16 protein-coding genes and 2 tRNA genes are annotated in these 22,500 nt (G+C 63.6%); 10 read left to right on the top strand and 8 right to left on the bottom strand.

Going from position 1 to position 22,500, the window contains the following annotated elements:
• Positions 1 to 21 precede the first annotated feature (21 nt).
• The 4 genes from epsC to CZ322_RS09150 all read right to left on the bottom strand — a co-directional run bounded on the left by epsC (position 22) and on the right by CZ322_RS09150 (position 3,331).
• The gene (epsC, locus tag CZ322_RS09165; protein WP_087071041.1) at positions 22 to 594 is read right to left on the bottom strand and encodes a serine O-acetyltransferase EpsC; all 573 of its coding nucleotides are present in this window, start codon (positions 592 to 594) and stop codon (positions 22 to 24) included.
• A 10-nt stretch (positions 595 to 604) separates the two neighbouring features.
• Positions 605 to 1,612 (bottom strand): cysteine synthase A, encoded by a 1,008-nt coding sequence (gene cysK, locus CZ322_RS09160; RefSeq protein ID WP_087071040.1) that lies wholly within the window; start codon positions 1,610 to 1,612, stop codon positions 605 to 607.
• Positions 1,613 to 1,941: 329 nt separating this feature from the next.
• Positions 1,942 to 2,595 carry a TetR/AcrR family transcriptional regulator gene (locus tag CZ322_RS09155; protein ID WP_087071039.1) on the bottom strand — a complete coding sequence of 218 codons (654 nt, stop codon included), beginning with the start codon at positions 2,593 to 2,595 and terminating at the stop codon, positions 1,942 to 1,944.
• Positions 2,596 to 2,692: 97 nt separating this feature from the next.
• Positions 2,693 to 3,331, bottom strand: coding sequence for an IMPACT family protein (locus tag CZ322_RS09150; RefSeq protein WP_087071038.1), 639 nt, complete (start codon positions 3,329 to 3,331; stop codon positions 2,693 to 2,695).
• A 222-nt stretch (positions 3,332 to 3,553) separates the two neighbouring features.
• On the opposite strand from CZ322_RS09150, the gene rpmF (CZ322_RS09145) reads away from it, so the two are divergent.
• A complete protein-coding gene (rpmF, locus tag CZ322_RS09145; protein WP_016442420.1) occupies positions 3,554 to 3,718 on the top strand; it encodes a 50S ribosomal protein L32 in 165 nt (54 codons plus the stop codon).
• A 207-nt stretch (positions 3,719 to 3,925) separates the two neighbouring features.
• On the opposite strand, the gene CZ322_RS09140 is transcribed toward rpmF (CZ322_RS09145), so the two are convergent.
• Positions 3,926 to 4,513 (bottom strand): IMPACT family protein, encoded by a 588-nt coding sequence (locus CZ322_RS09140; protein ID WP_234984525.1) that lies wholly within the window; start codon positions 4,511 to 4,513, stop codon positions 3,926 to 3,928.
• A gap of 222 nt (positions 4,514 to 4,735) precedes the next feature.
• Between CZ322_RS09140 and rpmF (CZ322_RS09135) the strand changes: the two genes are divergently transcribed.
• Entirely contained in the window at positions 4,736 to 4,900 is a 165-nt protein-coding gene (gene rpmF / locus CZ322_RS09135) for a 50S ribosomal protein L32 (protein ID WP_016442420.1), read from the top strand.
• A gap of 136 nt (positions 4,901 to 5,036) precedes the next feature.
• The gene (locus tag CZ322_RS09130) at positions 5,037 to 7,589 is read left to right on the top strand and encodes a MaoC family dehydratase (protein ID WP_159455028.1); all 2,553 of its coding nucleotides are present in this window, start codon (positions 5,037 to 5,039) and stop codon (positions 7,587 to 7,589) included.
• A 57-nt stretch (positions 7,590 to 7,646) separates the two neighbouring features.
• Here the strand turns inward: CZ322_RS09130 and CZ322_RS09125 are convergent, their stop codons facing one another.
• Positions 7,647 to 8,699, bottom strand: a complete 1,053-nt coding sequence (locus tag CZ322_RS09125; protein WP_087071036.1) for a zinc-dependent alcohol dehydrogenase family protein — start codon at positions 8,697 to 8,699, stop codon at positions 7,647 to 7,649.
• A 337-nt stretch (positions 8,700 to 9,036) separates the two neighbouring features.
• Positions 9,037 to 9,110, bottom strand: a tRNA-Pro gene (locus CZ322_RS09120).
• Positions 9,111 to 9,308: 198 nt separating this feature from the next.
• Here CZ322_RS09120 and CZ322_RS09115 point away from each other — a divergent pair.
• The 6 genes from CZ322_RS09115 (at position 9,309) to tig (ending at position 17,230) form a co-directional block, all read left to right on the top strand.
• Positions 9,309 to 9,379 (top strand) — tRNA-Gly (locus CZ322_RS09115).
• A 2,699-nt stretch (positions 9,380 to 12,078) separates the two neighbouring features.
• On the top strand, positions 12,079 to 12,201 hold the full coding sequence (locus CZ322_RS09935) for an LPXTG cell wall anchor domain-containing protein (RefSeq protein ID WP_143231894.1): 123 nt from the start codon (positions 12,079 to 12,081) through the stop codon (positions 12,199 to 12,201).
• Between the two features lie 343 nt (positions 12,202 to 12,544).
• Positions 12,545 to 13,531: a methionine ABC transporter ATP-binding protein gene (locus CZ322_RS09105; protein WP_087071034.1), complete on the top strand. Its 987-nt coding sequence runs from the start codon at positions 12,545 to 12,547 to the stop codon at positions 13,529 to 13,531.
• Positions 13,528 to 14,301, top strand: a complete 774-nt coding sequence (locus CZ322_RS09100) for a methionine ABC transporter permease (RefSeq protein ID WP_087071033.1) — start codon at positions 13,528 to 13,530, stop codon at positions 14,299 to 14,301. The genes CZ322_RS09105 and CZ322_RS09100 overlap by 4 nt, the downstream gene beginning before the upstream one ends.
• A 119-nt stretch (positions 14,302 to 14,420) precedes the next feature.
• Positions 14,421 to 15,263, top strand: a complete 843-nt coding sequence (locus tag CZ322_RS09095; protein ID WP_087071032.1) for a MetQ/NlpA family ABC transporter substrate-binding protein — start codon at positions 14,421 to 14,423, stop codon at positions 15,261 to 15,263.
• A 338-nt stretch (positions 15,264 to 15,601) separates the two neighbouring features.
• Positions 15,602 to 17,230 (top strand): trigger factor, encoded by a 1,629-nt coding sequence (gene tig, locus CZ322_RS09090; RefSeq protein WP_087071031.1) that lies wholly within the window; start codon positions 15,602 to 15,604, stop codon positions 17,228 to 17,230.
• 13 nt (positions 17,231 to 17,243) lie between these two features.
• Here tig and CZ322_RS09930 read toward each other — a convergent pair whose 3' ends face one another.
• Entirely contained in the window at positions 17,244 to 17,450 is a 207-nt protein-coding gene (locus tag CZ322_RS09930) for a hypothetical protein (RefSeq protein WP_143231893.1), read from the bottom strand.
• Positions 17,451 to 17,578: 128 nt separating this feature from the next.
• Between CZ322_RS09930 and CZ322_RS09085 the strand changes: the two genes are divergently transcribed.
• Positions 17,579 to 22,342, top strand: a complete 4,764-nt coding sequence (locus tag CZ322_RS09085; protein ID WP_087071030.1) for a metallophosphoesterase — start codon at positions 17,579 to 17,581, stop codon at positions 22,340 to 22,342.
• The last annotated feature ends 158 nt before the right edge of the window (positions 22,343 to 22,500 follow it).

Genomic DNA, 22,500 nt, shown 5'->3' with positions numbered 1-22,500 from the left:
TACGAAGGCGCCTCAAGCGGCCTAAATATATATCGCCGGATCGATGAGTGGTTCGTGATGGGCCGGGGTGCGTACCCGCGCGGGGATTCCCACCGCGGTCGCTTCCGCCGGCACATCATGAACGACGACGGCGTTCGCGCCCACCTGGGAACCGTCCCCAATGTGAACAGGGCCTAGTATCTTTGCGCCTGCCCCCACCATGACACCATTTCCCAAAGTGGGATGGCGTTTGACCGGTTCGGCTGATGACCCGCCCAGGGTCACCCCGTGGTAGATCATGCAATCATCGCCGATCTCCGCGGTTTCCCCGATCACCACACCCATGCCGTGGTCAATGAAGAAACGGCGGCCAATGTGGGCGCCGGGGTGGATTTCCACCCCGGTGAGCAACCGGGTGGCTTGGGAGAGGAGGCGCGCCGGCAGCCGGAGCCGCGGCGTCGCCTCCCACATCGCGTGTGCCACCCGGTGCCCCCACACGGCATGCACGCCGGAGTAAGCCAGTACCACTTCCAGGCGGGAACGCGCCGCCGGATCGCGCCGGCGCGCCGTATCAATATCTTCCCGCATGAGCCGGAGTGCTCGAGATAAACCCATAGGACCTACTCTAGCCGGCCGCCCGCGCCGTGGGCGTATAGCCCCGCGCCAGGTTGGCCTGCGCCGTCGTACCGGTACCTCCCACTAGTCGCGGTAGGGATCGAAAAAGGGGAGTGGAGGCGTAACGCTCACCGAAATCGGGGATGATCACAACGATGCGCTTGCCGGCAGCTTCCTCGCGCCCCGCCACCTCGAGGGCGGCCTGGAGCGCGGCGCCTCCGGAAATGCCCAGCAGCAGGCCCTCCGAGGTGGCAGCCGCGCGGGCCACCTCAAGAGCCTTCGCGGTGGGAACCGGGATGACTTCGTTGTAGAGCTCCGTGTCGAGAACCTCAGGCACGAAATTCGCGCCGATACCCTGGATGCCGTGCGAACCGGCCCGCCCTTCGGAGAGCAGCGGGGATTCGGCCGGCTCCACCGCGATAATCTTCACGTCCGGGTTGTGGCGGCGCAGCGCGCGGCCCGCACCGGTAATGGTGCCCCCGGTGCCGATACCGGCAACGAAGTAATCAACCTTGCCTTCGGTATCCGCCCAGATTTCCTCACCGGTGGTCTTTTCGTGGATCGCCGGGTTGGCGACGTTCGTGAACTGGCTGGCCAGGATCGCGTTCTCGGTAGTTGCCACGATTTCTTCGGCGCGCGCCACGGCGCCCCGCATGCCTTCCTTCGGATCGGTCAGCTCCAGGCGCGCCCCGAAAGTGCGCAGCAGCATGCGCCGTTCTACCGACATGGAAGCCGGCATCGTCAAAATAACCTTGTAGCCGCGCGCCGCGCCCACCCAGGCCAGGCCGATCCCGGTATTCCCGGAGGTGCCCTCCACGATGGTGCCGCCGGGGCGCAGTGCACCGGCCTTTTCAGCGGCGTCGACAATGGCCACCGCCACCCGGTCTTTCACCGAGTTGGCGGGATTGTAAAACTCAAGCTTGGCGAGGACTTCCGCGGAGCTGCCCTCCGCGAGCTTATTGATACGGACGAGGGGCGTGTGCCCCACTAGTTCAGTAGCGTCGTTGAAAATGGTCATATTTTCCTCCTCGGGTACGCTAACGCCGCTGCGAGCCATATTGTTCCCGCCGCTCCATCGTATTTTCTGGAGCGCGCGCGGCGCGCCGTGGCCCGAGATATGGATAGAGCTGGGCAAATGCCCGCGCTAGCCGCGCGTTCCCGGCGCGGCGGAGTGTTCTTGCGGAAACCGGAGCGGCGGGGGCGGGGGGCGGGCGGGGGGCGCCGTCTCTTTTTNTGGCCCGAGATATGGATAGAGCTGGGCAAATGCCCGCGCTAGCCGCGCGTTCCCGGCGCGGCGGAGTGTTCTTGCGGAAACCGGAGCGGCGGGTACGGTGCGCGGACGGCGCGCTAGCCGCGCGTGGTGGTGCCTGATTCCTGCGCGCGCCGTTCGGCCTCCGCGGCGAAAGCCGGAATGAGGAAATCGAGTTTGGTATCGAGGTTGGCCCGGTCGCGCCATTTCAGGCGGGAGAACAACACAATATTTCCGCGGGTGGGCTGGGCGATATCGGTATCATCTTTGACGTTATTGAATGACGCCGCCGCGGCGTGCGTGGCCATAATGATATTGGTAACGGTATCCACCGCCAGCAGCCCGATTTCCACATCCCAGCCGGCGATATCTTCGAGCGCATTAATAAGGGCGTTGAGGTGCGGGGCGATAAAACGCGAGGTGGCGGAGAACTGCACGAAAAGCAGATCGAGTCCCGGGTGAGTATCCATGAGCTCCCACACTTTATTCGCATAATCGCGCAGCAACGCATCCGCACTATCCCCTTCGGGTGGGGGATATTCGCTCGAAACACGCGCCAAACATGCTTCCATGAGGTCTTCGCGGCTTTTGAAAAGGCGATAGAGAGCGGATGTAGCCACACCGAGCTTCTCGGCAACCTGGCCGAGCGTGAATCGATCCAAACCGATGTCGAAAACTGCATCGATTGCTTCATCGGCAGTAAAGGTCGGTTTAGGGCCGGTCTTCTTGTGTGACCGCAGGGGGCTTCTCATGGCATCACCGTATTCAGTGGTTGACGTATGTCGATACGGCGCAGCACGATGTGGCCGTTTTTGTTTATTTTAACGCGCTATAGACGAGTCGTCATGTTTATCCAGGTAGAGGGACCTCGATAATCGCATCCTTAATTTGTTCGACGCCGACATTCCCCGCGGATAACTCTGCCATCATAGCGGCCAGGGCTGCGCCGCGCTCCGTGGAAATATGCAGTTCAACACCGTGGTCGCGGTAGTCCATCTCCGGGGTGAAGCCGGCGCCCGAAAGGGCAGCAATGTATTTGCCGGCATCGGAATGGGGGAGGAAAGCCCGGTAACGGGGCACGACGCGCCGTTCCACCATGCGGGCTTGGCCGAGCGCTTGGGTTACGGAATCCGAATATGCGCGCACCAGGCCACCGGTTCCCAGCAGGGTTCCCCCGAAATATCGGGTCACCACCGCAACGACGTCGGTAATGCCCGCGCCGAGGAGAGTATCAAGCATGGGGCGCCCGGCGGTGCCGGAGGGCTCGCCGTCATCAGAAGAACGGTGGATCGGAGCGCTTCCCAGAACGGAGACCACGTAAGCGCTGCAATGGTGGCGCGCATCGGGGAAGCGCCGCTTCTCACCGTCAATCACGGCGCGTGCCTCCGCCTCCGTGGCAACCCGCGCCAGCACCGTGATAAAACGCGAACGCTTGATCTCAAGTTCGGTTTCGTAGCGCGCCCCGGCCTCTAATAGCACATCCGACATATCGGTATTGTCTCATCACCGCTGGGTGCACCGTGCCGCACCATCCCCCCTACGGGGCGCGGCGATGCTTGATATCTCACACGCGCCATCTGGCGCGGCGGGGAGGTGATGAGGTAGACTCATTCGCTGTGTGTTATTGAAGTGCCGGTTCCGGCGCGGATATTCACGAAGATTCGTAGCGGCTGCGCAGGGCGGCCCGGAAAGTAGAGAGGAGCGGTTGACATGGCAGTACCTAAGCGCAAGATGTCCCGCAGCAACACCCGCTCTCGTCGCTCCCAGTGGAAGGCCGAGCTCACCGAGCTCCAGACCGTCCGCGTGCGGGGCCGCGAAGTGCGCATCCCGCGCAAGCTGGCCAAGGCTTACAAGAAGGGTCTGCTCTCGGACTAAGTCCGCGGGAAGCTCAAGCTTGCTTACCCTCGTGAGGATTCCTCACGGGGGTATTTTTTATCTTGCGGGGTAGTTGCTGGCAGCAGCGGGCAGCTCATTTCCTAGAATGGAAGGGACACCGACGAAAGGGGTCCCCATGCAAACCCGTCGCTACGCCGCCATCCTCGCCGCCGCGGCCCGCCAAAAACTCAGCCGCCGCGCCGTTCCTCAGGCTGACGAGCTGCCGCGGGTGAAAGTCCACGCGGTCGCCGAGCGCGCCGTGGGAGAAGGCATCGCCCGTTTCGCCGGCGGGGGAGTGGGCGGCCACGCCCCGGCTGCCCTGCTACACCAGCTGTGCCTGGGCCCCACCCTCGATATTCTTNGGAGGAAAGCCCGGTAACGGGGCACGACGCGCCGTTCCACCATGCGGGCTTGGCCGAGCGCTTGGGTTACGGAATCCGAATATGCGCGCACCAGGCCACCGGTTCCCAGCAGGGTTCCCCCGAAATATCGGGTCACCACCGCAACGACGTCGGTAATGCCCGCGCCGAGGAGAGTATCAAGCATGGGGCGCCCGGCGGTGCCGGAGGGCTCGCCGTCATCAGAAGAACGGTGGATCGGAGCGCTTCCCAGAACGGAGACCACGTAAGCGCTGCAATGGTGGCGCGCATCGGGGAAGCGCCGCTTCTCACCGTCAATCACGGCGCGTGCCTCCGCCTCCGTGGCAACCCGCGCCAGCACCGTGATAAAACGCGAACGCTTGATCTCAAGTTCGGTTTCGTAGCGCGCCCCGGCCTCTAATAGCACATCCGACATATCGGTATTGTCTCATCACCGCTGGGTGCACCGTGCCGCACCATCCCCCCTACGGGGCGCGGCGATGCTTGATATCTCACACGCGCCATCTGGCGCGGCGGGGAGGTGATGAGGTAGACTCATTCGCTGTGTGTTATTGAAGTGCCGGTTCCGGCGCGGATATTCACGAAGATTCGTAGCGGCTGCGCAGGGCGGCCCGGAAAGTAGAGAGGAGCGGTTGACATGGCAGTACCTAAGCGCAAGATGTCCCGCAGCAACACCCGCTCTCGTCGCTCCCAGTGGAAGGCCGAGCTCACCGAGCTCCAGACCGTCCGCGTGCGGGGCCGCGAAGTGCGCATCCCGCGCAAGCTGGCCAAGGCTTACAAGAAGGGTCTGCTCTCGGACTAAGTCCGCGGGAAGCTCAAGCTTGCTTACCCTCGTGAGGATTCCTCACGGGGGTATTTTTTATCTTGCGGGGTAGTTGCTGGCAGCAGCGGGCAGCTCATTTCCTAGAATGGAAGGGACACCGACGAAAGGGGTCCCCATGCAAACCCGTCGCTACGCCGCCATCCTCGCCGCCGCGGCCCGCCAAAAACTCAGCCGCCGCGCCGTTCCTCAGGCTGACGAGCTGCCGCGGGTGAAAGTCCACGCGGTCGCCGAGCGCGCCGTGGGAGAAGGCATCGCCCGTTTCGCCGGCGGGGGAGTGGGCGGCCACGCCCCGGCTGCCCTGCTACACCAGCTGTGCCTGGGCCCCACCCTCGATATTCTTGCCGACTCTCGCCTGCCCCTGGTGGCCACCGGTGCCGTGATCACCGACCTACGGTGGGAGATTCTCAGCCCCGTCCCCTTCGGCCGCCCTCTCACGGTGCGGGCGTGGGTGGCCAGTTTCGAGCGTGATGAGAAGGGAACGGCGCTACGCGTCGCGGCGGATATTTTGTACGACGGCGCAGTATGTTACCGGGAAATCGCCCGTTACCTGGACCGCGGCAGCTCCGGGAGCCCCGTGCACCTCACCGGGGCAGAACCGCAACCCGAGCACAGTGTTTGGCCGGAGGGCGGCGCACCGTCCGCACCATCCTCGGCCCCCGCTCCATCGGCACCTGGCGCGCCGTCCGCGCCGGGCGCCGCTCTCGACTTCCGTACCGAATTTGGGGTGGATGAGGCCGGGCATCTGCGCTACGCCACCCCCTACGCTCTGGCCGAACGGCGCTTCACCGCCAAAGACGCCCGCCATTGGGCCCGCCTGACGGGAGATATCAACCCGATCCACCTCTCGGGCGCCACTGCGCGCCTCTTCGGCTTTAGCGGGGCGGTGCTCCACGGCGCCGCCACCGATGCCTGGGCTTGCGGCCAGCTCGGCCTGCGCGGGGATGCGCAGGGCAGCGGGGAGGTCAGCTTCCGGGCGCCGGTGGTGCTGCCCCAAAAGGTGGTGCTGCGCGCCGTGGGGGAGGAAGGCGCCGTCGCCGTGGTGGAAGAACGCACCGGGCGCGACCTCGTCCACCTGCGCTACACCAGTTCGGAATTACGCGAGGCGCAGGCCGGCATCGTGCTCCCCATCCGCGAGGGGAAACCCTCGAGCACCGCGGTCTCGCGGGGCATGGTAGAAGTCTTCGCGGAAGGCGACGCCGCGCTCGCCGCATCCCTTGAAGAAGCAATTCCCTGGCGCCGTACCTACCGCGAGCCCTACGCGCAGCTCACCCGGATCGATGATCCGGCCCACGGGGCGCAGGCGGCGCGCGCCGGCCTGGACTTCGTGCACAGCACCCTCACCTTGCATGACGGCACGCCGCTCGCCGAACTGCGCCCGCGCGGCGGGGCACCACGGGGCGAAATCCTGCGGGGCACCACGGTGCCCTGCCCCTTCACCGTGCCCTTCCGAGGCCGGGAGATTCCGGAACACCGGCGCGGGGCAACCCGCCAGGATGCCCGCGGGGACTACGTGTACCTGAGCGGCACGGAGCTCCTGGACCACCTCGCGCTCTGGGAAGAAAACGGGCGAGTGCAGCCGGGGGTGCTGGCGGCCCTCACCGAGGTGGTGCACAACCCGGAGATGATGCGCCTGGAGGGGCGCACCGTGGCGGTGCTCGGTGCCGGGGCGGAGCTCTCGCCCGCGCCCACGCTGCTGGCCACCGGTGCGCGGGTGGCGGGAGTGGGGCGCAGCGAGTCGCGCCGTATGCGCACCCTCCGCGCCCGGGCCCTGGAAGCTGCCGGGGACCTGCATATTGCTCCCTCGGGCTTCGGTGATGTGACCGCGGCCCCGGATGCGGTGGCCGGCTGGCTTCTCTCCCTGCCCGGCGACCTCGTGGTGGTGGATACCCTATACGCTCCCGGATATAAGTTCGTGCTGGTGGAAGCGGGAGCGGATGCGGTGCTGCGCATGGTGGGCGAAGAAAGCGCGGCCGCCTTTGCCTGGTACGGTTCCCCCACGGATGCCTACCCGGTGGCGGGGAACGACGCCGCAGCGGCTGGCGCCGCTGAACTCTCTGGCGGCACGGACCTCGCCAACGCCGCTGAGCTACCTAGCCCCGCCGAGCTACCTGGCACCGCCGAACTCCCCGGTGGGCTGCTTTCCCGAGCGGCGATCCGCAGCTGGGCGAAGCTCGCCGGGGCGCGGCCTGCCCGGCAGGGCGGCGTCGTCAATCTGCTCCAAGATATCCAGGGCCCTAATTACGCGGCAGCTAAACGCATCGGGCGGTGGCGCGCCACCGTGGAGCGGGAAGCCGGGCGGGATATTTCCTACACCATCGCGCCGATGGCCCGCACCGAATCGGTCCTCATTTCCCAGCCGCTACGCGCCGGATATGCCGGATTGGAACGGCTGGGATACCCGCCCCTTGCCGCGGATACCGCCGCGGCCCTCCTCGCCGGCCTGCTGGTTTGGGATCTGCACCATCCCGAAGCCACCGCGGCTTCCACCAGTTTCCTGACCGACCGCGCCCTGGACGGCGGGCTTCTTTCCATTCCCTACCAGCCCAATGACCTGGCCGGGCTCGCGCTCCTCAGCGGGGCGGAGAAACTCCTCGGGCGCCCTAGCAAACCTACGGCCGGGCGCTTACGGGAGCGCCCGGCCGTAGGGGATGCGTCCTCGGGTTACTAAACGAGGGAAGGCTGCTAGGAGCCCGAGGACAGATCTGGTTGGAGTGGACAGGTTCCTTTAGTGGATAAGGACCTTGAGGGCATTGGTATCCGCGGCGTGGGCGAAAGCCTCATAGGCTTCCATAATGTCCTCGAAGGCGAATTCGTGGGTGACGAACTTATCGGCGGGCAGCTTCTTGGCGGCCACCAACTTGAGCAGCATTTCCAGGGTATTGGTGGACACCAGGCCCATAGAAATATTGATATTGGCGATCCACAGCTTGTCGATAGGCAGATCAACCGGCTTGCCGTGCACGCCCACATTGGCCACGTGGCCACCCGGGCGCACAATCTGGAGGCAGGTATCGAAGGTGGCGGGAACACCCACGGCCTCGATGGCGACGTCGACACCTAAACCATCGGTGAGGGCCATGATCTGCTCCTTCCAATCGGCGGAGCTGTTATTGACCGTGTGGGTGGCACCGAAATCACGGGCGCGATCCAGGCGCTTATCATCGAGGTCAATGGCGATGACCTTGGCCGGCCCGTACAGGCGCGCCGTCATGACCGCGGCCAGGCCCACGGGGCCCGAACCAACCACCGCGACGACATCGCCCGGCTTGACCTTGCCGTTCTGCACCCCGATTTCGAAACCGGTGGGGAGGATATCGGAAAGGAGGATACCTTCCGCATCGCTCACGCCTTCCGGAATCTTGTACACGGAATTTTCCGCGAAGGGCACGCGCACGTATTCGGCCTGGGTGCCGTCAATCATGTAGCCGAAGATCCAGCCGACGCCCGGCATACCTTCGGGATCCATGCAGTGGGCGTACATCCCTTCACGGCAGTAGGAGCAATGCCCGCAGGAGCTCACGCAGGAGAGAATCACGCGGTCGCCGACCTTGAGGTTCGTCACGTTCGAGCCAACTTCGGTGATGCGGCCAATTCCTTCGTGGCCCAGAATGCGCCCGGGCTGCACTTCCGGGGTGTCACCCTTGAGGATGTGGAGGTCGGTACCGCAGATCGTGGTTGCTTCCATCTTGACGATAACGTCGGTGGGTTGCTGGATTTGCGGGTCAGGAACTTCTTTCCATTCCTTAATACCCGGACCTCCGTAGACAAGAGCCTTCATAGTTTTCTCCTCATTGAGTCGCTCTGGTGAATGCGGTGCCGTGACTGGCGCCACGCTCTCTAATCTACTGGGACGTATGGCCTATGGGAAGAGCGTGTGGCGGCGCGTTGTGTAATTTCGATCACGCGGGAGATTTACAAGAAATACGTGAAAACATGCGGGAAAGTGGGTGGCGTGATGGGTGAAATGGGTTGACGTGAGTACCGTGCCTGGTTGGCGTAAATTAAGGACATACGTCCCGCGTCGGTCCGGTCTTGTGGAAATTGCGCGCTGCCAGCTGGCGGCGTCGTCGTTCATAAAAATATGGCGAGGCTGCAATAAACGAAAGAATGTACGGTCGGGACGGCGGGACTTGAACCCGCGACCCCCCGCTCCCAAAGCGGGTGCGCTACCAAACTGCGCCACGTCCCGTACTGGTTGTGTATACGTTGCCGCGTGCCGGAAACTGAATGCTCCCGGCCTACCGGCCTTGCGGCACGACCTAGGCAACGTGCCTAGTGTAATGGATTCTGGCCGGTGCTGCCCACGGCCCCGGGGTGCGTAACGGAGTGGAACTCTTGGGGGTGGGGTGGTATTCTCTTCGGGTAGCGTTCGCGAAAGCGGCTCTGCGCGAGTGTAGTTTAGTGGTAAAACCTCAGCCTTCCAAGCTGATGATGGGAGTTCGATTCTCCTCACTCGCTCTGTATTTTCGCTGGTCATCAGGCGAATATTTATAGAAACTCCCGCGCAATGTTTTTACTTTTCCCGGTGCCATACCATGCCCCACGAGGGAAATGCCTCACTTTCACGATATTATTTTCAATCTATAGGTATTCTATAATAATGATTGCACCTATGTCGTTGGGATCATTATGTTGAGAAAATCTGTCGCAGTCGGAGCTGCGTTAGTACTTTTAGGTTCTGGAATAGGAGCTGTCACCTCCGCTGTGGCAGTTCCCGCGCCGGCGAGCGAGCTGCCCGCGGGCTTTGTGCCCGCCGATGCGGTAGCCGATGTGACTTCGGTGGTGGTGAGCGCGACCGGCAATAGTTGCACGGGCCGTACCCTCCGCACCGCCAAGCCGGATGACGGGAAAACCTACCCGGCTCAGGATAGTTACTACACCAATAGTGTGACGTATTGCCTGGATCAGTCCTTCGTGACCGGCGATAACAAGATTTCGTGGAACGCCGCCACAAAAACCCTGTGGTTCAATAATTATGTCCAGGACGCCACGAACTCCTACAAGCGCGGCGTGTCCGTGGACACGGGCAAGATCGCTTCCGATGTGACGGTCAAGTTCAGCGGCACAAACGTTTTCACCGCCAGCGAGGGCGGCTACACCGCGAACGCCCTCTATTTCGCCGGCAACCAGGATGGCCTCTATAAATACGTCCTCGATTTTGACGGCGACGCCACCTTCGATGCCACAAACACCATCAATAAATACCCGGTGAATCTGGAGGACAGCGATCCGAACGCGACCTGGCTCAAGGGTGGCTCGATTGGCCTCGACTCCTCGGGTGCGCCGATTGAAATTGTGGGTCAAGGCAAGCTCACCGCCGTGGGCAGGGATATTACCTGCGAGAAGTGCGGGACGGGGGATAAAAACACCGCGATGAGCACCGCGATCCGCAGCACCGCGGACCTCAGTATCGGCGGCAATGTTCAGGTCATCGCCCGCGTCACCAACGAAACCGGTTTAGCAACCGGCATCAACGCCTGGAAGAACCTCAGCATCGACGGCACCCAGGGCGCCACGGTCACGGTAGAAGCCAGCTCCAACGCCTCCACGGCAACGGCGATTATGCAGGCCGGCGGCGGCGATACCGATAACACCGGCGACGTTTTGAGCATCACCAACGCGAAGGTCACGGCGCAGGCAACGGCGCAGGGGCAGTCCAGCTTCGGCGTGTACAGCGCGGGAGACCTCAACGTTGGGGGCACCTCCGCGCTGAGCGTCACCTCCTCCTCGCAATCGCAAGGGTACGGGGTGTACGGCGCGGCGCAGGTGAAGGCCGACGGCGCAGCCACTCTCACGGTGGCCGCTTCCTCAGCGAATGTTGCTGGCGGAGTTGTCGGCGCCACCGGGGTGACGTTTGCGAGCACTGGCGAGAGCCTCATCAAGATGAACGGGGCCAAGAACGCTCCCGCGATTTTCACGGCGGGCCAAGGCACCTGCCGCTTCCTGGGCACGGGGAATGTGACCGCCCAAACCGAGGGTGGCTACGGCGCCTACCTCACCTGCCCGAATACCGAATTTGGGGATCGCATTGGCGTGACCAAGCCCGGTACCTTTGCCCTGGCCGAATTTGCTAGCGGTGCATTCACGGTGGATGAGAATCTCGACAGGAACAAGGTGGCCGGCCCGGCAGGTACCAGCCCGGTTTCTTCTACCGCACGCACACGCTTCGTGGTCAATCACAAGGGTCAGCGCACCGGGAACTGGACGATTGGCCAGGGCTACGTGGCGCAGATCGGCAATACATCACAAACTGGCACCGTGACCGGCCAGGTTGTTGAGCCCGGCTCGCAGCACTATCCGGAAGGTACCGCGCGCCAGCATATTTTCACCGCGCCGCAAGCCCAGGTGAGCACGAGCGCGCAGCCGAGCATCCCGGCGGGGGAGAAGAATCTGCCCTTCGCCTGGTGGACGGTATCTGAACTGGCCACTCCCGCGGAGCAGTTGAGCAAGGAAGCCCTCGGGCAGAATGCGCAGGCGAATCCCGCCGATAGCGCCCTGAAATTCGCCATGCCGGCCGAGGATCTTACATTGACCCCGGTCTACGGCACGATTATTGTGCCCGCGGCTCCGGTGACCGCCCCGCAGCCCTGCGATGGGAGCGGAACCGTGGCACCGGCGAAGGTAACCCTGCCGGAGAATGTTAAGGGCGTGACCTACGGTGAACCGGAGATTACCGGTACCACGGCCACCGTGACCGCGACTGCAAAGCCCGGGTACCTCATCGCTACGCCGGGGGCTGGGGCGAGCTACACGGTTGATGAGGACCATCGCACGGCCACCTGGACCCTGGATCTCACCTCAACCTCCTGCACGGCCACTCCGCTGGAGAAGCCCGCGGTCACCCCGATTGCCCCCACATTCGTTCCGGCAGATACCTGCGGGACGCCGGCCACGGTGAGCATTCCGGAATCCGCTTTCGTGGAGTACACCCGGGTGGAGGCGGATGGCAGCGTCACCGTGACGGCGCAGCTCAAGGATCCGCAGCGCTACACCTTCGCCACGGGAGCTCAGACCGAGTGGAGCTTCGATATTTCCGCCCGGCCGTGCCCCGTGCCCGAGCCGCCGGTGAACCCGGACCCGCCGGCGGGGCCCGCCCCGGAGCCCGGGGCTCCCGGGGCACCGGGGANAAGCCCGCGCCGGAGCAGAAGGCTCCGACGGTGAAGGTCAAGCGCCCCGCGGCCAAGCTCGCGCATACCGGCGCCGCGGCGGCAACCGGGATGGCGGGAGCAGCCGCGCTCATCCTGGGCGGTTTCGCGCTGCGCCGGAAGTACCGCGGCTAAGCGGCATTCGAGGCAGTACCGGAAGCGGCCGCGAGCCAAGCGATTGGCCCGCGGCCGCGCCTGGTCCCTAAGTGCCTAAAACAGCAGGTCACACGCCTGCCAGCTATCCCCTCGGGGACCTTGGTGAAATATTTGCGCAAAAGCTCGACCGGTAGCGCCGGCGGGGAAAGCGCTAAAATACCGGGGAAAACCGAGGGGATAGCGCTGTTTACGCCGCACAAACCCGCCGTGGCGTATCTCATGAGTGAGCTACCGCGTTGTTGTCCCCGGCAAAAACACCTACGATGATTGACTGTGCGCAGCATCCCCGCTGTGCACTAAGGGAAACGTCAGGGGATACGAGATGATCGAACTAGCCGAGGTGGAGAAGATCTACCCGCGCCGCGGAGCAGAATCCGTGGCGGCGCTGCGCGGCATTTCGCTCACCATCCCCACCGGGGAAATCCACGGCATCGTCGGCGAATCAGGGGCCGGTAAATCCACCCTCATTCGCTGCCTCACCGCCCTGGAAAAACCCACCAGCGGCGCCATTCGTATTAACGGCGAAGATCTCAACGCGCTGCCGGCCTCGAAATTACGGGCGGCCCGGCGCACCATCGGGATGGTCTTCCAGGGCGGCAACCTGCTGGAGGCACGTACCGCCGCGGAAAATATCGCCTACCCCCTCCAGATCGCCGGGGAAAAATCCGCGAAGATCGCCGAACGGGTGCGTGAGCTGCTGGGCGTCGTCGGCCTTGCTGATCGGGGCGATTCGTATCCATCCCAGCTTTCGGGCGGGCAGCGCCAGCGCGTAGCCATTGCGCGCGCCCTGGCCACCACACCTTCGGTGCTGCTCTGCGATGAGCCCACCTCCGCGCTGGACGCGGATACCACCTTGCAAATCCTCGAACTGCTGCGCGAAGTGCGCGATGCCTACGGGGTGACCGTCGTTATTATTACCCACGAAATGGACGTGGTGCGCCGGATCTGCGATTCGGTCACCCTCCTCGAATCGGGCCGGATTACCGCCGGCGGCACCATCGAAAGCGTGCTCGCGGACGTGAGTTCGCCCCTGGCGCGCCGCCTGGTGCCCGCCCCGGATATTGAAACAACCAATGTTTCCGGCTCCGTTATTGATATTGCCTTTACTGCCCGCCCCGGCGAAACTGCAGGCTCCCAGGCGCTCAGCCTGGCCGCGCGGCTCGGCTGCGATATTGGCGCGGGCGTTTTTGAATCTATCGGTGCGATCCAGATCGCGCGCCTGGCCCTCGTGGTCGATGACGCGCAGGTGGATACCGTTCTCACCGCGATGAACGAGGCCGGAATCACCGCGGAGGTGCGGGCAGCATGACCATTCTTAGCGCATTCTCGCCGGCGGTATCCGCCGCGGGACTCTTCAGCCCGACCCTCTCCGCACCGGTTAGATCCGCCGCGGCCGCCCTCCCGCTCGAGCGCGGCACCTGGTTCGACGCCCCGGAAATCAAGGACGGCCTGGCCCGTGCCACTTTCGAAACGTTGGCCATGGTGGGGATCTCCACCGTGATTGCCTCGGCGCTTGGCCTTATCCTCGGGATGATCCTGGTGGCGACCGGCCGCGGGGGACTGCTTCCCTCGCCTCTCCTCAATAAAACCCTCGGTTTTATTGTCAATGTGGGCCGCGCCATCCCCTTCATTATCTTCGTCTTTATCCTTATCGGCTTTTCGCGTGCCATCGCCGGAACGGGCAGCGCCTGGCAAGGCTTCACCGTTCCGCTCACGATCTCCGCGGCTTTCTACTTCGCGCGCCTGGTGGAATCCAATCTCATGGGCGTTGAGCGCGGCAAAGTGGAAGCCGTCCTCATGATGGGAGCCTCCCGCACCCGCATTATGTTCGGGGTGCTCATGCGCGAAGCGCTGCCGGCCCTCGTCCAATCCGTCACGATCCTCGCGGTCACCCTCGTCGGCTACTCGGCGATGGCGGGCGCCGTGGGCGGCGGCGGCCTGGGCGCCATGGCCCAAAACGCCGGGTACTACAATAACCGCCCGGATGTGCTCACGATCGTGGTGATCGTACTGGTGCTCCTCGTCATGGTCATCCAGGCGCTGGGTGACATGCTCAGCCGGCTGGTGGATCACCGCTAAGGAACCGCCGGCCGGGTCACGCACCACCGGGAAGCACCCGGACCAGCGCTGTCAGCATAACGGTGTACAGCGATCCGTCATCACCACCAACATTGTGAAAAATAGAGGAATATACAACCATGAAGAAGCTTTCGAAAATTGCCCTGGTAGCTGCGGTGAGCGCGCTCGCGTTGAGCGGCTGCGGTAGCTCGGATTCGTCCTCCTCCGCTCCCGCGAAGAACGACGACGGCGCGGTGCGCCTCGTTGTCGGCGCCTCGCCGGCCCCGCATAAGCAGATCCTGGAATTCGTCAATGACAACCTCGCCAAGGATGCCGGTTTCACTCTGGATATCCGCGAGTACAACGATTACGTGCAGCCCAATGTGGCGCTCAACGCCGGGGAAATTGACGCGAATTACTTCCAGCACCTGCCCTACCTTGAGAACGAAATCAAGGAAAAGAACTACACGCTAGACCACGGCGCGGGCATCCACATCGAGCCCTACGGCATCTACTCCAAGAAGATTAAGCAGCTCAGCGAGCTCAAGGACAATGCCGTGGTGGGCGTGACCAACGATCCGTCCAACCAGGCTCGCGCCCTCGACCTGCTCCAGAAGAACAACCTCATCAAGCTCAACCCGCAGGTTGCTTCCCCCACCATTTACGATGTGGTGGATAACCCGAAGAACCTCACCTTCCGCGAAGCTGATGCCCCCTCGGTTCCGAAGATCCTCCCGGATGTGGATATTGCGATTATCAACGGTAACTTCGCCCTGCAAAACGGCCTGGTTCCCTCCAAGGATGCTATCTACACCGAAGACCCGACCGATAACCCCTACGGCAATATCCTCGCCTGGAACTCCAAGGCCACCGGCGAGAAGCTCGAGGGCGTGAAGAAGCTGGATGCCGCGCTGCACAGCCCCGAAGTTGCCAAGTACATTCGCGATACCTGGCCCAATGGCGAAGTTATTCCCGCCTTCTAAGCACGATCGCCCCGCGCGTGATCACGCCGCGCGGATTTACCCCGCCGTGCCTGCCGCACCGGTAGGCCAGTGATCTCAGCTGCCCGGCGCCTCGCTTCGAGGTGCCGGGCAGCTGCGTCGTCGGCATGTTTCTGGACGCTCTTAGCGGCGGAGGCCTGAATGCTGCGCGGGTGAGAGTGCGTTCACATATGGCAGGTAGTTTTGCGCTAGAACTCCCATCACCCGGGGTGCGTGCCGTAGAATTAGCGGGTATGCCCGCGCCCGGCGCGGCGCAGTAAGGGGACGGATTCGTCCTATCGGCAAGGGTTATCACCCCCATTTTTAGACTGGAGAAAAAGTTGGAAAGCTCCTACGAACAGCTCGATCCCACCCAGGTGAAGCTGACCGTTGAGGTTCCTTTCGAGGAATTCAAGCCGGAAATTGACAAGGCCGCGAAGACCATCGGCAACCAGGTGCAGATCCCTGGCTTCCGCCGGGGGCACGTGCCCGCGCGCGTTCTGGAAGCGCAGATTGGCCGCGCCGCGATTGTGGAGCAGGCGATTAACGACTCCCTGGACGGCTACTACCAGGACGTTCTGGAAGAACACGACCTCGTGCCCATGGGCCGCCCCGCGGTGGACGTGACCGGCGTGGCGATGGAGAAGAACTCCACCGAGCCGCTCGCCTTTACCGTTACGGTGGATGTGCGCCCGGCGATTGTGATTCCGGATCCGGCGCAGTACAGCTTCGAAGTGGAAGCAACCAATGCGGATGCGGATGCCGTGGATGAGCGCCTCGAGCAGCTGCGCGAACGCTTCGCCACCCTCAAGACGGTGGAACGCGCCGCCGCCAGCCGCGATTACGTCACCATTAACCTCTCCGCCAGCATCGATGGCGAAGAAGTTGATTCGGTGGAGGGCGTGTCCTACCGCATCGGTGATGACAATATGCTCGATGGCCTCGATGAGGCCGTTAATGGCGCTTCCGCTGGTGATGAGCTCAGCTTCACCTCCACCCTCGTGGGCGGGGAGCACGCCGGGGAGCAGGCCGATGTGACCGTCGTGGTGGAGAAAGTGCAGGAATCCGAGCTTCCGGAAGCGGATGATGATTTCGCCCAGCTCGCCTCCGAATTTGACACTATTGAGGAACTGCGCGCGGACCTGGCGGAGAAGGCCGCCACGGATGCCGCCCAGGTCCAGGTCATGGCCGCTCGCAACCTCCTCCTCGATAAGCTCCGTGAGGATGTCAAGGTCCAGCTGCCCAAGCGCGTGATCGATGCCGAAGTGGAACGCCACCTCGAATCCGAAAACCGCGCCACCGACGATGACCACGCCAAGGAAATCCGCGGGGAAATCCGCGATTCGCTGCGCGATCAGATCATCCTGGACGAACTGGTCAAGAAGTTCGGTGTGGAGACCACCCAGGATGAACTCTTCAACTTCCTGGTCCAGCAGGCCCAGTCCTACGGCATGGATCCCAACCAGTTCATCTCCGCGGCCGCGCAGACCGGTCAGCTCGGTGCCTTCAGCGGCGAGCTGCGCCGTGGCAAGGCGCTCATCTCCGCGCTGCGCCTGGCCAAGGTTGTGGACACCAACGGCAACGAGGTGGATGTTATCAAGGTCGTCGGCGAAAAGCCGGAAGGCGAACTGACCCCGGACTTCTCCGCCGCCCCGTCCCGCCCGGTGTGGGATGGCCCGGTTGATGAGGACGGCGCGGCTGATTCCGCTCCGGTGCAGGGCGACGACGCCGCCGCGGCCCCGGCAGCCGAAGCTGCCGCTGCCGCGGAGGAAGCTCCCGCAGCGGACTCCGGCGCGGATGCGCCGGCCGCGGATGCGGATGCTTTTGATCCGGCCGCCAAGAAAGTGGACGAGGTCGTGGAATACGCCCAGGGTGCGGATGCCGCTGAAGTGGCCCGCGTGCTCGAAGCTGAGAAGGCCGGTAAGGCCCGCAAGACCCTCGTGAAGAAGCTCGAGGAGCTCCTCGGCTAATTCGGGAAGTACACTAACTGCCCGCTTGCGTGGTGGGCGTGTGGGGTGGGAGGCTCAGCCTCCCACCCCACACGCGTATGCGCGCAGCGCAGCTGCGCCGTCGTCGTACCACCACGGCGCCCACGGGGCGCCGCACCGTCCGCACCGTGCCCTTCCCGCCGTGGCGCCATTGCGCCGTCGCACCGTCGGCCCCGTTGCCCCGCCGCAATGTGATATTCACGTGAAGCTCCTTAAATTAAGAGCCCGTTTACGGCTCATTAAGGCGAATTCAATAGTTTGAGCATTGGAAACGCGTGTTTCCGAGTCGGGCCAATCCGCGCCCCGACTAGCTCAAAGCGAAGGATATTCATGCGACACGTGCGTCGAGCAGTAGCGGCTCTAGCTGCCGCTACGCTAGTGCCGGTCGGGGTGGCATTCACGGTGCCAGCCGCGGCCGAGCCAGTACTCCCGGGAGTCGATTCTCCGGCTCTCGCCTCTACGAATGAGAATCCCGTCGTCGTGGACGGGGTGACTCAACCCATGGATCCGCGTCCCGGTTTCCGGGTGCTGCCCTACCTGCAGCGCCCCGGTGCCCACGAGATGACGATTAACTGGTTTACGGAACTGGGCCATAATGCTGTTCTCACCATCAGCGGTCCGGGCCTGCCCGCCGAAGGGCGCACCTACACCGTGGCCGGCGTGCAGAACCCGGTCAATGATTACCAGGATTACGAACTCAAGCAAGGCACCCTCAGCCGCGGGAAGGCGCTGTCCGTACCGCAGGGCGCCTGGATTCGCGCCGATCATCCCTACAAGTACAGCCAGCGCGTGGAAGAGCTCCAGCCCAGCTCCACCTACACCTACACGGTCACGGTGGACGGCTACGCGCATTCCGCCACGCTCCGTACCCTCCCCGATGGGAAGGCCGGGATCACCGATCCGCTCCACATCATTGCCTTCTCCGATACCGAAACCGATCCCATCGGGCGCGTGACCTACCGCGAATGGGAACAGACCCTCAACCTGGCCGAAGGCTCCGAAGAGCGCCCGGGCAAGGGCTCGGCCTGGGATGAGAAGTTTGGCGGCTCTACCCGCAACGGGAAGTACGCCGTCAATTACATGCTCACCGAGGATAAGGCGCAGGAAATCAATAACGCCGCCATTGCCGCCGCTAAGCCGGACCTGGTGCTGCTGCCCGGCGATATTGCCGAGCGCGCTTCCTCCCAAAGCCACTGGGACGAATGGTTCCGCTACTTCGCCGGTGATAAGGGCCAGCTCCTTGATTCCATCCCGGTGATCACCTCGCTGGGCAACCACGAAGTGTACGGCTACGGCAGCCCGGATGATCGCACCGCGGTAGCGCGGGCCCGCGCCGCCTACAACCAGGTATTTGATACCAACGGTTCGGATAACGCGAATGCGCGCGATGCCTACCACCGCACCGATATGGGCCCGGTGACGATCATCAGCCTCGATTCGACCAACGGCACCGATCAGACTCCGAAGACAATGCCGGAAGAAACCAAGATCGAAGGTAATGACGAAGGCATTACCGCCGCTCAGCTCGGAACCGACACCCAGGGCGTTTTCCCGTACGAGGAATACGCGCGGGACTTCCCCAAGTCCGTGGCGGCCGGCTGGTGGGGCCCGGATGCGGCTCCCGATTCGGTGGATCAGCCCAGCTTTATGCCCGGCTCGGATCAGTACCGCTGGCTCGAAAAGCAGCTGGCTGATGCCCGCGCCAAGGGCCAGATCATTATCGTGCAGTACCACCACGTGGCCTACTCCAACGGCGTGCACGGCACCCCGATGGGTCACAAGTTCCCCGATCAGCAGCCGGGTGTGCCCATGCGCCACCTCCAGCCGCTTTTCGAAAAGTACAATGTGGCCTCCGTTTTCTCCGGCCATGACGAAATGTTCCAGGCCTCCTACGTGGACGAAGCCGGCGATGGCGTGGGCGTGTATCACTGGGACGTCGGGGTAGCCTCCGACGGCCTGCGCGGCGAAAAGATGGTCAAGACGGGGGAGAACGGTGCCTACGAACCGCTGCGTTTCAACTCTCACTCCGTGTGGATGGCGCAGGCTAACGAACCGGAAATGTGGAAGACCAACGAGGCGGGCGTGAAGAAGCTCATCTCGGGTGGAAAGCACTACGGGCACCTCGATATTAAGATCAACCCCTACACCGGCCCGGCCCTCGATTCCGGGGTGAAGCCGGCCGCCGAAATGGTCATGACCCCCATCTCGCTCTTCCCGATCCTCGATAATAACTACGAGGTGGAAAAGGTGGAGCGCCGCGAGCTGCTCTCCGGGCAGTTCACCGTGTACCTCGACGCGGAAGGTAACCCGCTGGCGGGCACCCCGCAGGACGGCACCGGTGATGGCGGCACCGGTGAGGCGGAAGAAAAGACCCCGCTTTCGAACTTCGCGCTCGGCGTTATCCCGGACACCCAGTTCTACTCGCGCTACGCCACGGAAGAAACCGGTAACCAATTCGGCGCCATGTACGGCAGCGAACCCTTCTCCGCCCAGACCTCCTGGATTGCGCAGAACGCTGAGAAATACGGCATTAAGATGTCCATGCACCTGGGCGATATCGTGGATCAGTACAACCACCCCCAGCAGTGGGAAATCGCCGATAAAGCCATGAAGATTCTCGAGGACGCGGGGCATCCCTACTCGATTCTTGCCGGTAATCACGACGTCGGGGCCGATGCCTCGGATACCGATCCGGTTGGCTACGGCACCTACAAGGAATGGTTCGGCGCCGAGCGCGCTGCCAAGAACTCCACCTTCGTGGAACGCGATCCTTCCGGAGCACACGAATACCACATCCTCAAGGTGAACGGCCAAGATTTCCTGGTCATGAACCTGTCCTGGCAGGCCCAGGATGACGCGCTGCAATGGGCATCCGATGTGCTCGATGCGCATCCCACCACCCCCACGATTGTTAATTCGCATCAGCTGATTAACGTGGAGGGCGACGGCGTGACCCCGCTGGCCACCGAGTTCGGTGAAAAGGTGTGGAATAAGCTCATCCGCAACCACGATCAGGTGTTCCTTACCTTCAACGGCCACCATCACGGCGCGACCACCTGGACGCGCACGAACGACGCCGGCCACCCCGTCTACCAGGTCCTCATGGATTACCAGATGGCCTACATGGGCGGAAACGGCTACATGGGCATGGTGGAATTCGACCTGCCGGGCAATAAGATCTACCAGACCTCCTTCTCGCCCTGGGTGATGACGAAGGCCAAGGACACCCTTGTTCCCGACGACCAGGCGATTCTTAACGGTGCGGGTCAAACTTTCGAGCTTGACTTCAACTTCGCCGAACGTTTCCCGAACCTTGTGATCGCTGATACGAAGGCTTCTTTGACGACGCCGCAGCTGCGCGAGTGGCTTGCCAGCTACGATGCACCGACCCAGGTGACCCCCACCGCCCCGAGCGGCGCGGAGGACTACCCCAAGGTGGAGAGCACCGTGGCCCACTGGAAGATGCCGGTGGATAAGGCCGAAGGCACCCCGGTTGCCGTGGGTGAGGCCATCGTGGATGCCGTGGGTGGGGATAACTTCACCCGGGCCCCGCTGGACCAGCCCGGTTCCAAGGGAGCCGAAGAGGGCGACGTCGTATGGACCCGTGACCACCACCCGCTCTCGGCCAATGCCGGTGCGGTGTGCTTCGCCAATGGCGGGCGTGATAACGCACGGTGGAATAACTTCGTGACCGCCGCCGATGCCGCCGTCAATAACGAGACCTTCGAGAACGGTTTCACCTTCGAGACCTTCATCAAGATCTCCCCGAAGTTCGATAACAAGAACAATGCCTGGATGGCCTGGCTTTCCCGCGATGGCCAGCGTCAGAATATCGCTGGCTACAACAACACCGAGGGTGAGGAACCGCCCTTCGCGTGGGCGATGTCGAACCTGGCGGAAATCCAGTTCTCCTTCGTGGATTCCCAGAAGCCCACCCCGGCCGAATCTTCGGCTTGGTCCGGTGAGATTGTTTCGCGCGATCAGTGGCTCCACCTCGCGGTGGTCAATGATCCGGAGACCAAGATGACCACCATGTACGTGGATGGGGTACCGGTGCTGCGTAATTCGCCGGGCACCGTGGGCGTGGGCACCCAGGGCCTGCCGTGGGTCCTCGGGGCGGGCTCCTACGCCGGCGTGCGTGAATCCGGCTTCCAGGGCTGCATCGGTGAAGTCCGCCTCGTGGGCGAACCGCTGGACTCCAGCAAGTGGCTGACCGCGCGCGCCGGGGAAACCCCGGGTGGCGAGCAGCCCGGCGGTGAAGAGCCGGGTGTGGAGCCGAGCGTGGAGCCGACGGCGCCGAGCACGGAGCCTACCGCGCCAGGCACGGAGCCGAGCACGCCGGGTACGGAACCGAGCGCGCCGGGGACCGAACCGGGAGATAAGCCGAGTGAAGAACCGAGCAAGGCGGCGGCGCCGCAGGGCAACCTGCTCTTCAGCTCCACCGCTCTGGCCGGCGGCAACGCCGACCGCGTGACCAGCTACGGTCGCGCTGGCGAAACTATCTTCGTGGGCGATTGGGACGGCGACGGCGTGGACACCCCCGGGGTGCGCCGCGGCAACACCTTCCTGCTCACCAATGCCGCCACCGGCAATGCCCAGCTGCAATTCTCCTTCGGCCGCGCGGATGACGAGATCGTTATCGGCGACTGGAACGGGGACGGCAAGGACACCATCGGGGTGCGCCGCGGCAACACGGTGTACGTGCGCGATGACCTAGCCGGTGGCAACCACACCGCCATGGTTTCCTTCGGGCGCCACGGCGACCAGATGGTGGCCGGTGACTGGGATGGCAACGGGCGCGATGAACTTGCGGTGCGCCGCGGTAACACCGTTTTCGCCCAGGCGTCCTTCGCGGACACCCAGGCGAAGTCCACCTCCTCCTACGGCCGGCCCGGCGATGTATTCCTTGCCGGTGACTGGAACGGGGACGGTGTGGACGGCATCGGCGTGGTCCGCGGTAACGTCTGGCACCTGCGTGAGAACGTGGGCGAGGGCGTCGCGGTGGCCAGCTTCGGCTTCGGCCGCGCCGGTGATGTGTTCCTCGCCGGTGACTGGAACGGGGCGGGCGCTGACCGTCCGGCCGTCAATCGTTAGCGGCTCACTACCAGCGGCTAGTAGCTAGCCACCTTCCAGCGGGAGGGCAGCGAGTATCAGCTCGCCGCCCTCCCGCTCTTTTTCTCGGTTGCGGCGCCGTGGTGGCCCCGTGACGGGGCACTGGCGCGTGGCACCGTAACGCTGCGCCGCCATGCTGG

The organism is Actinotignum timonense, assembly GCF_900155575.1.
GTDB lineage: Bacteria > Actinomycetota > Actinomycetes > Actinomycetales > Actinomycetaceae > Actinotignum > Actinotignum timonense.
The sequence above is the reverse complement of the archived record's forward strand: the minus strand, read 5'-3'. Positions and strand labels throughout refer to the sequence as shown.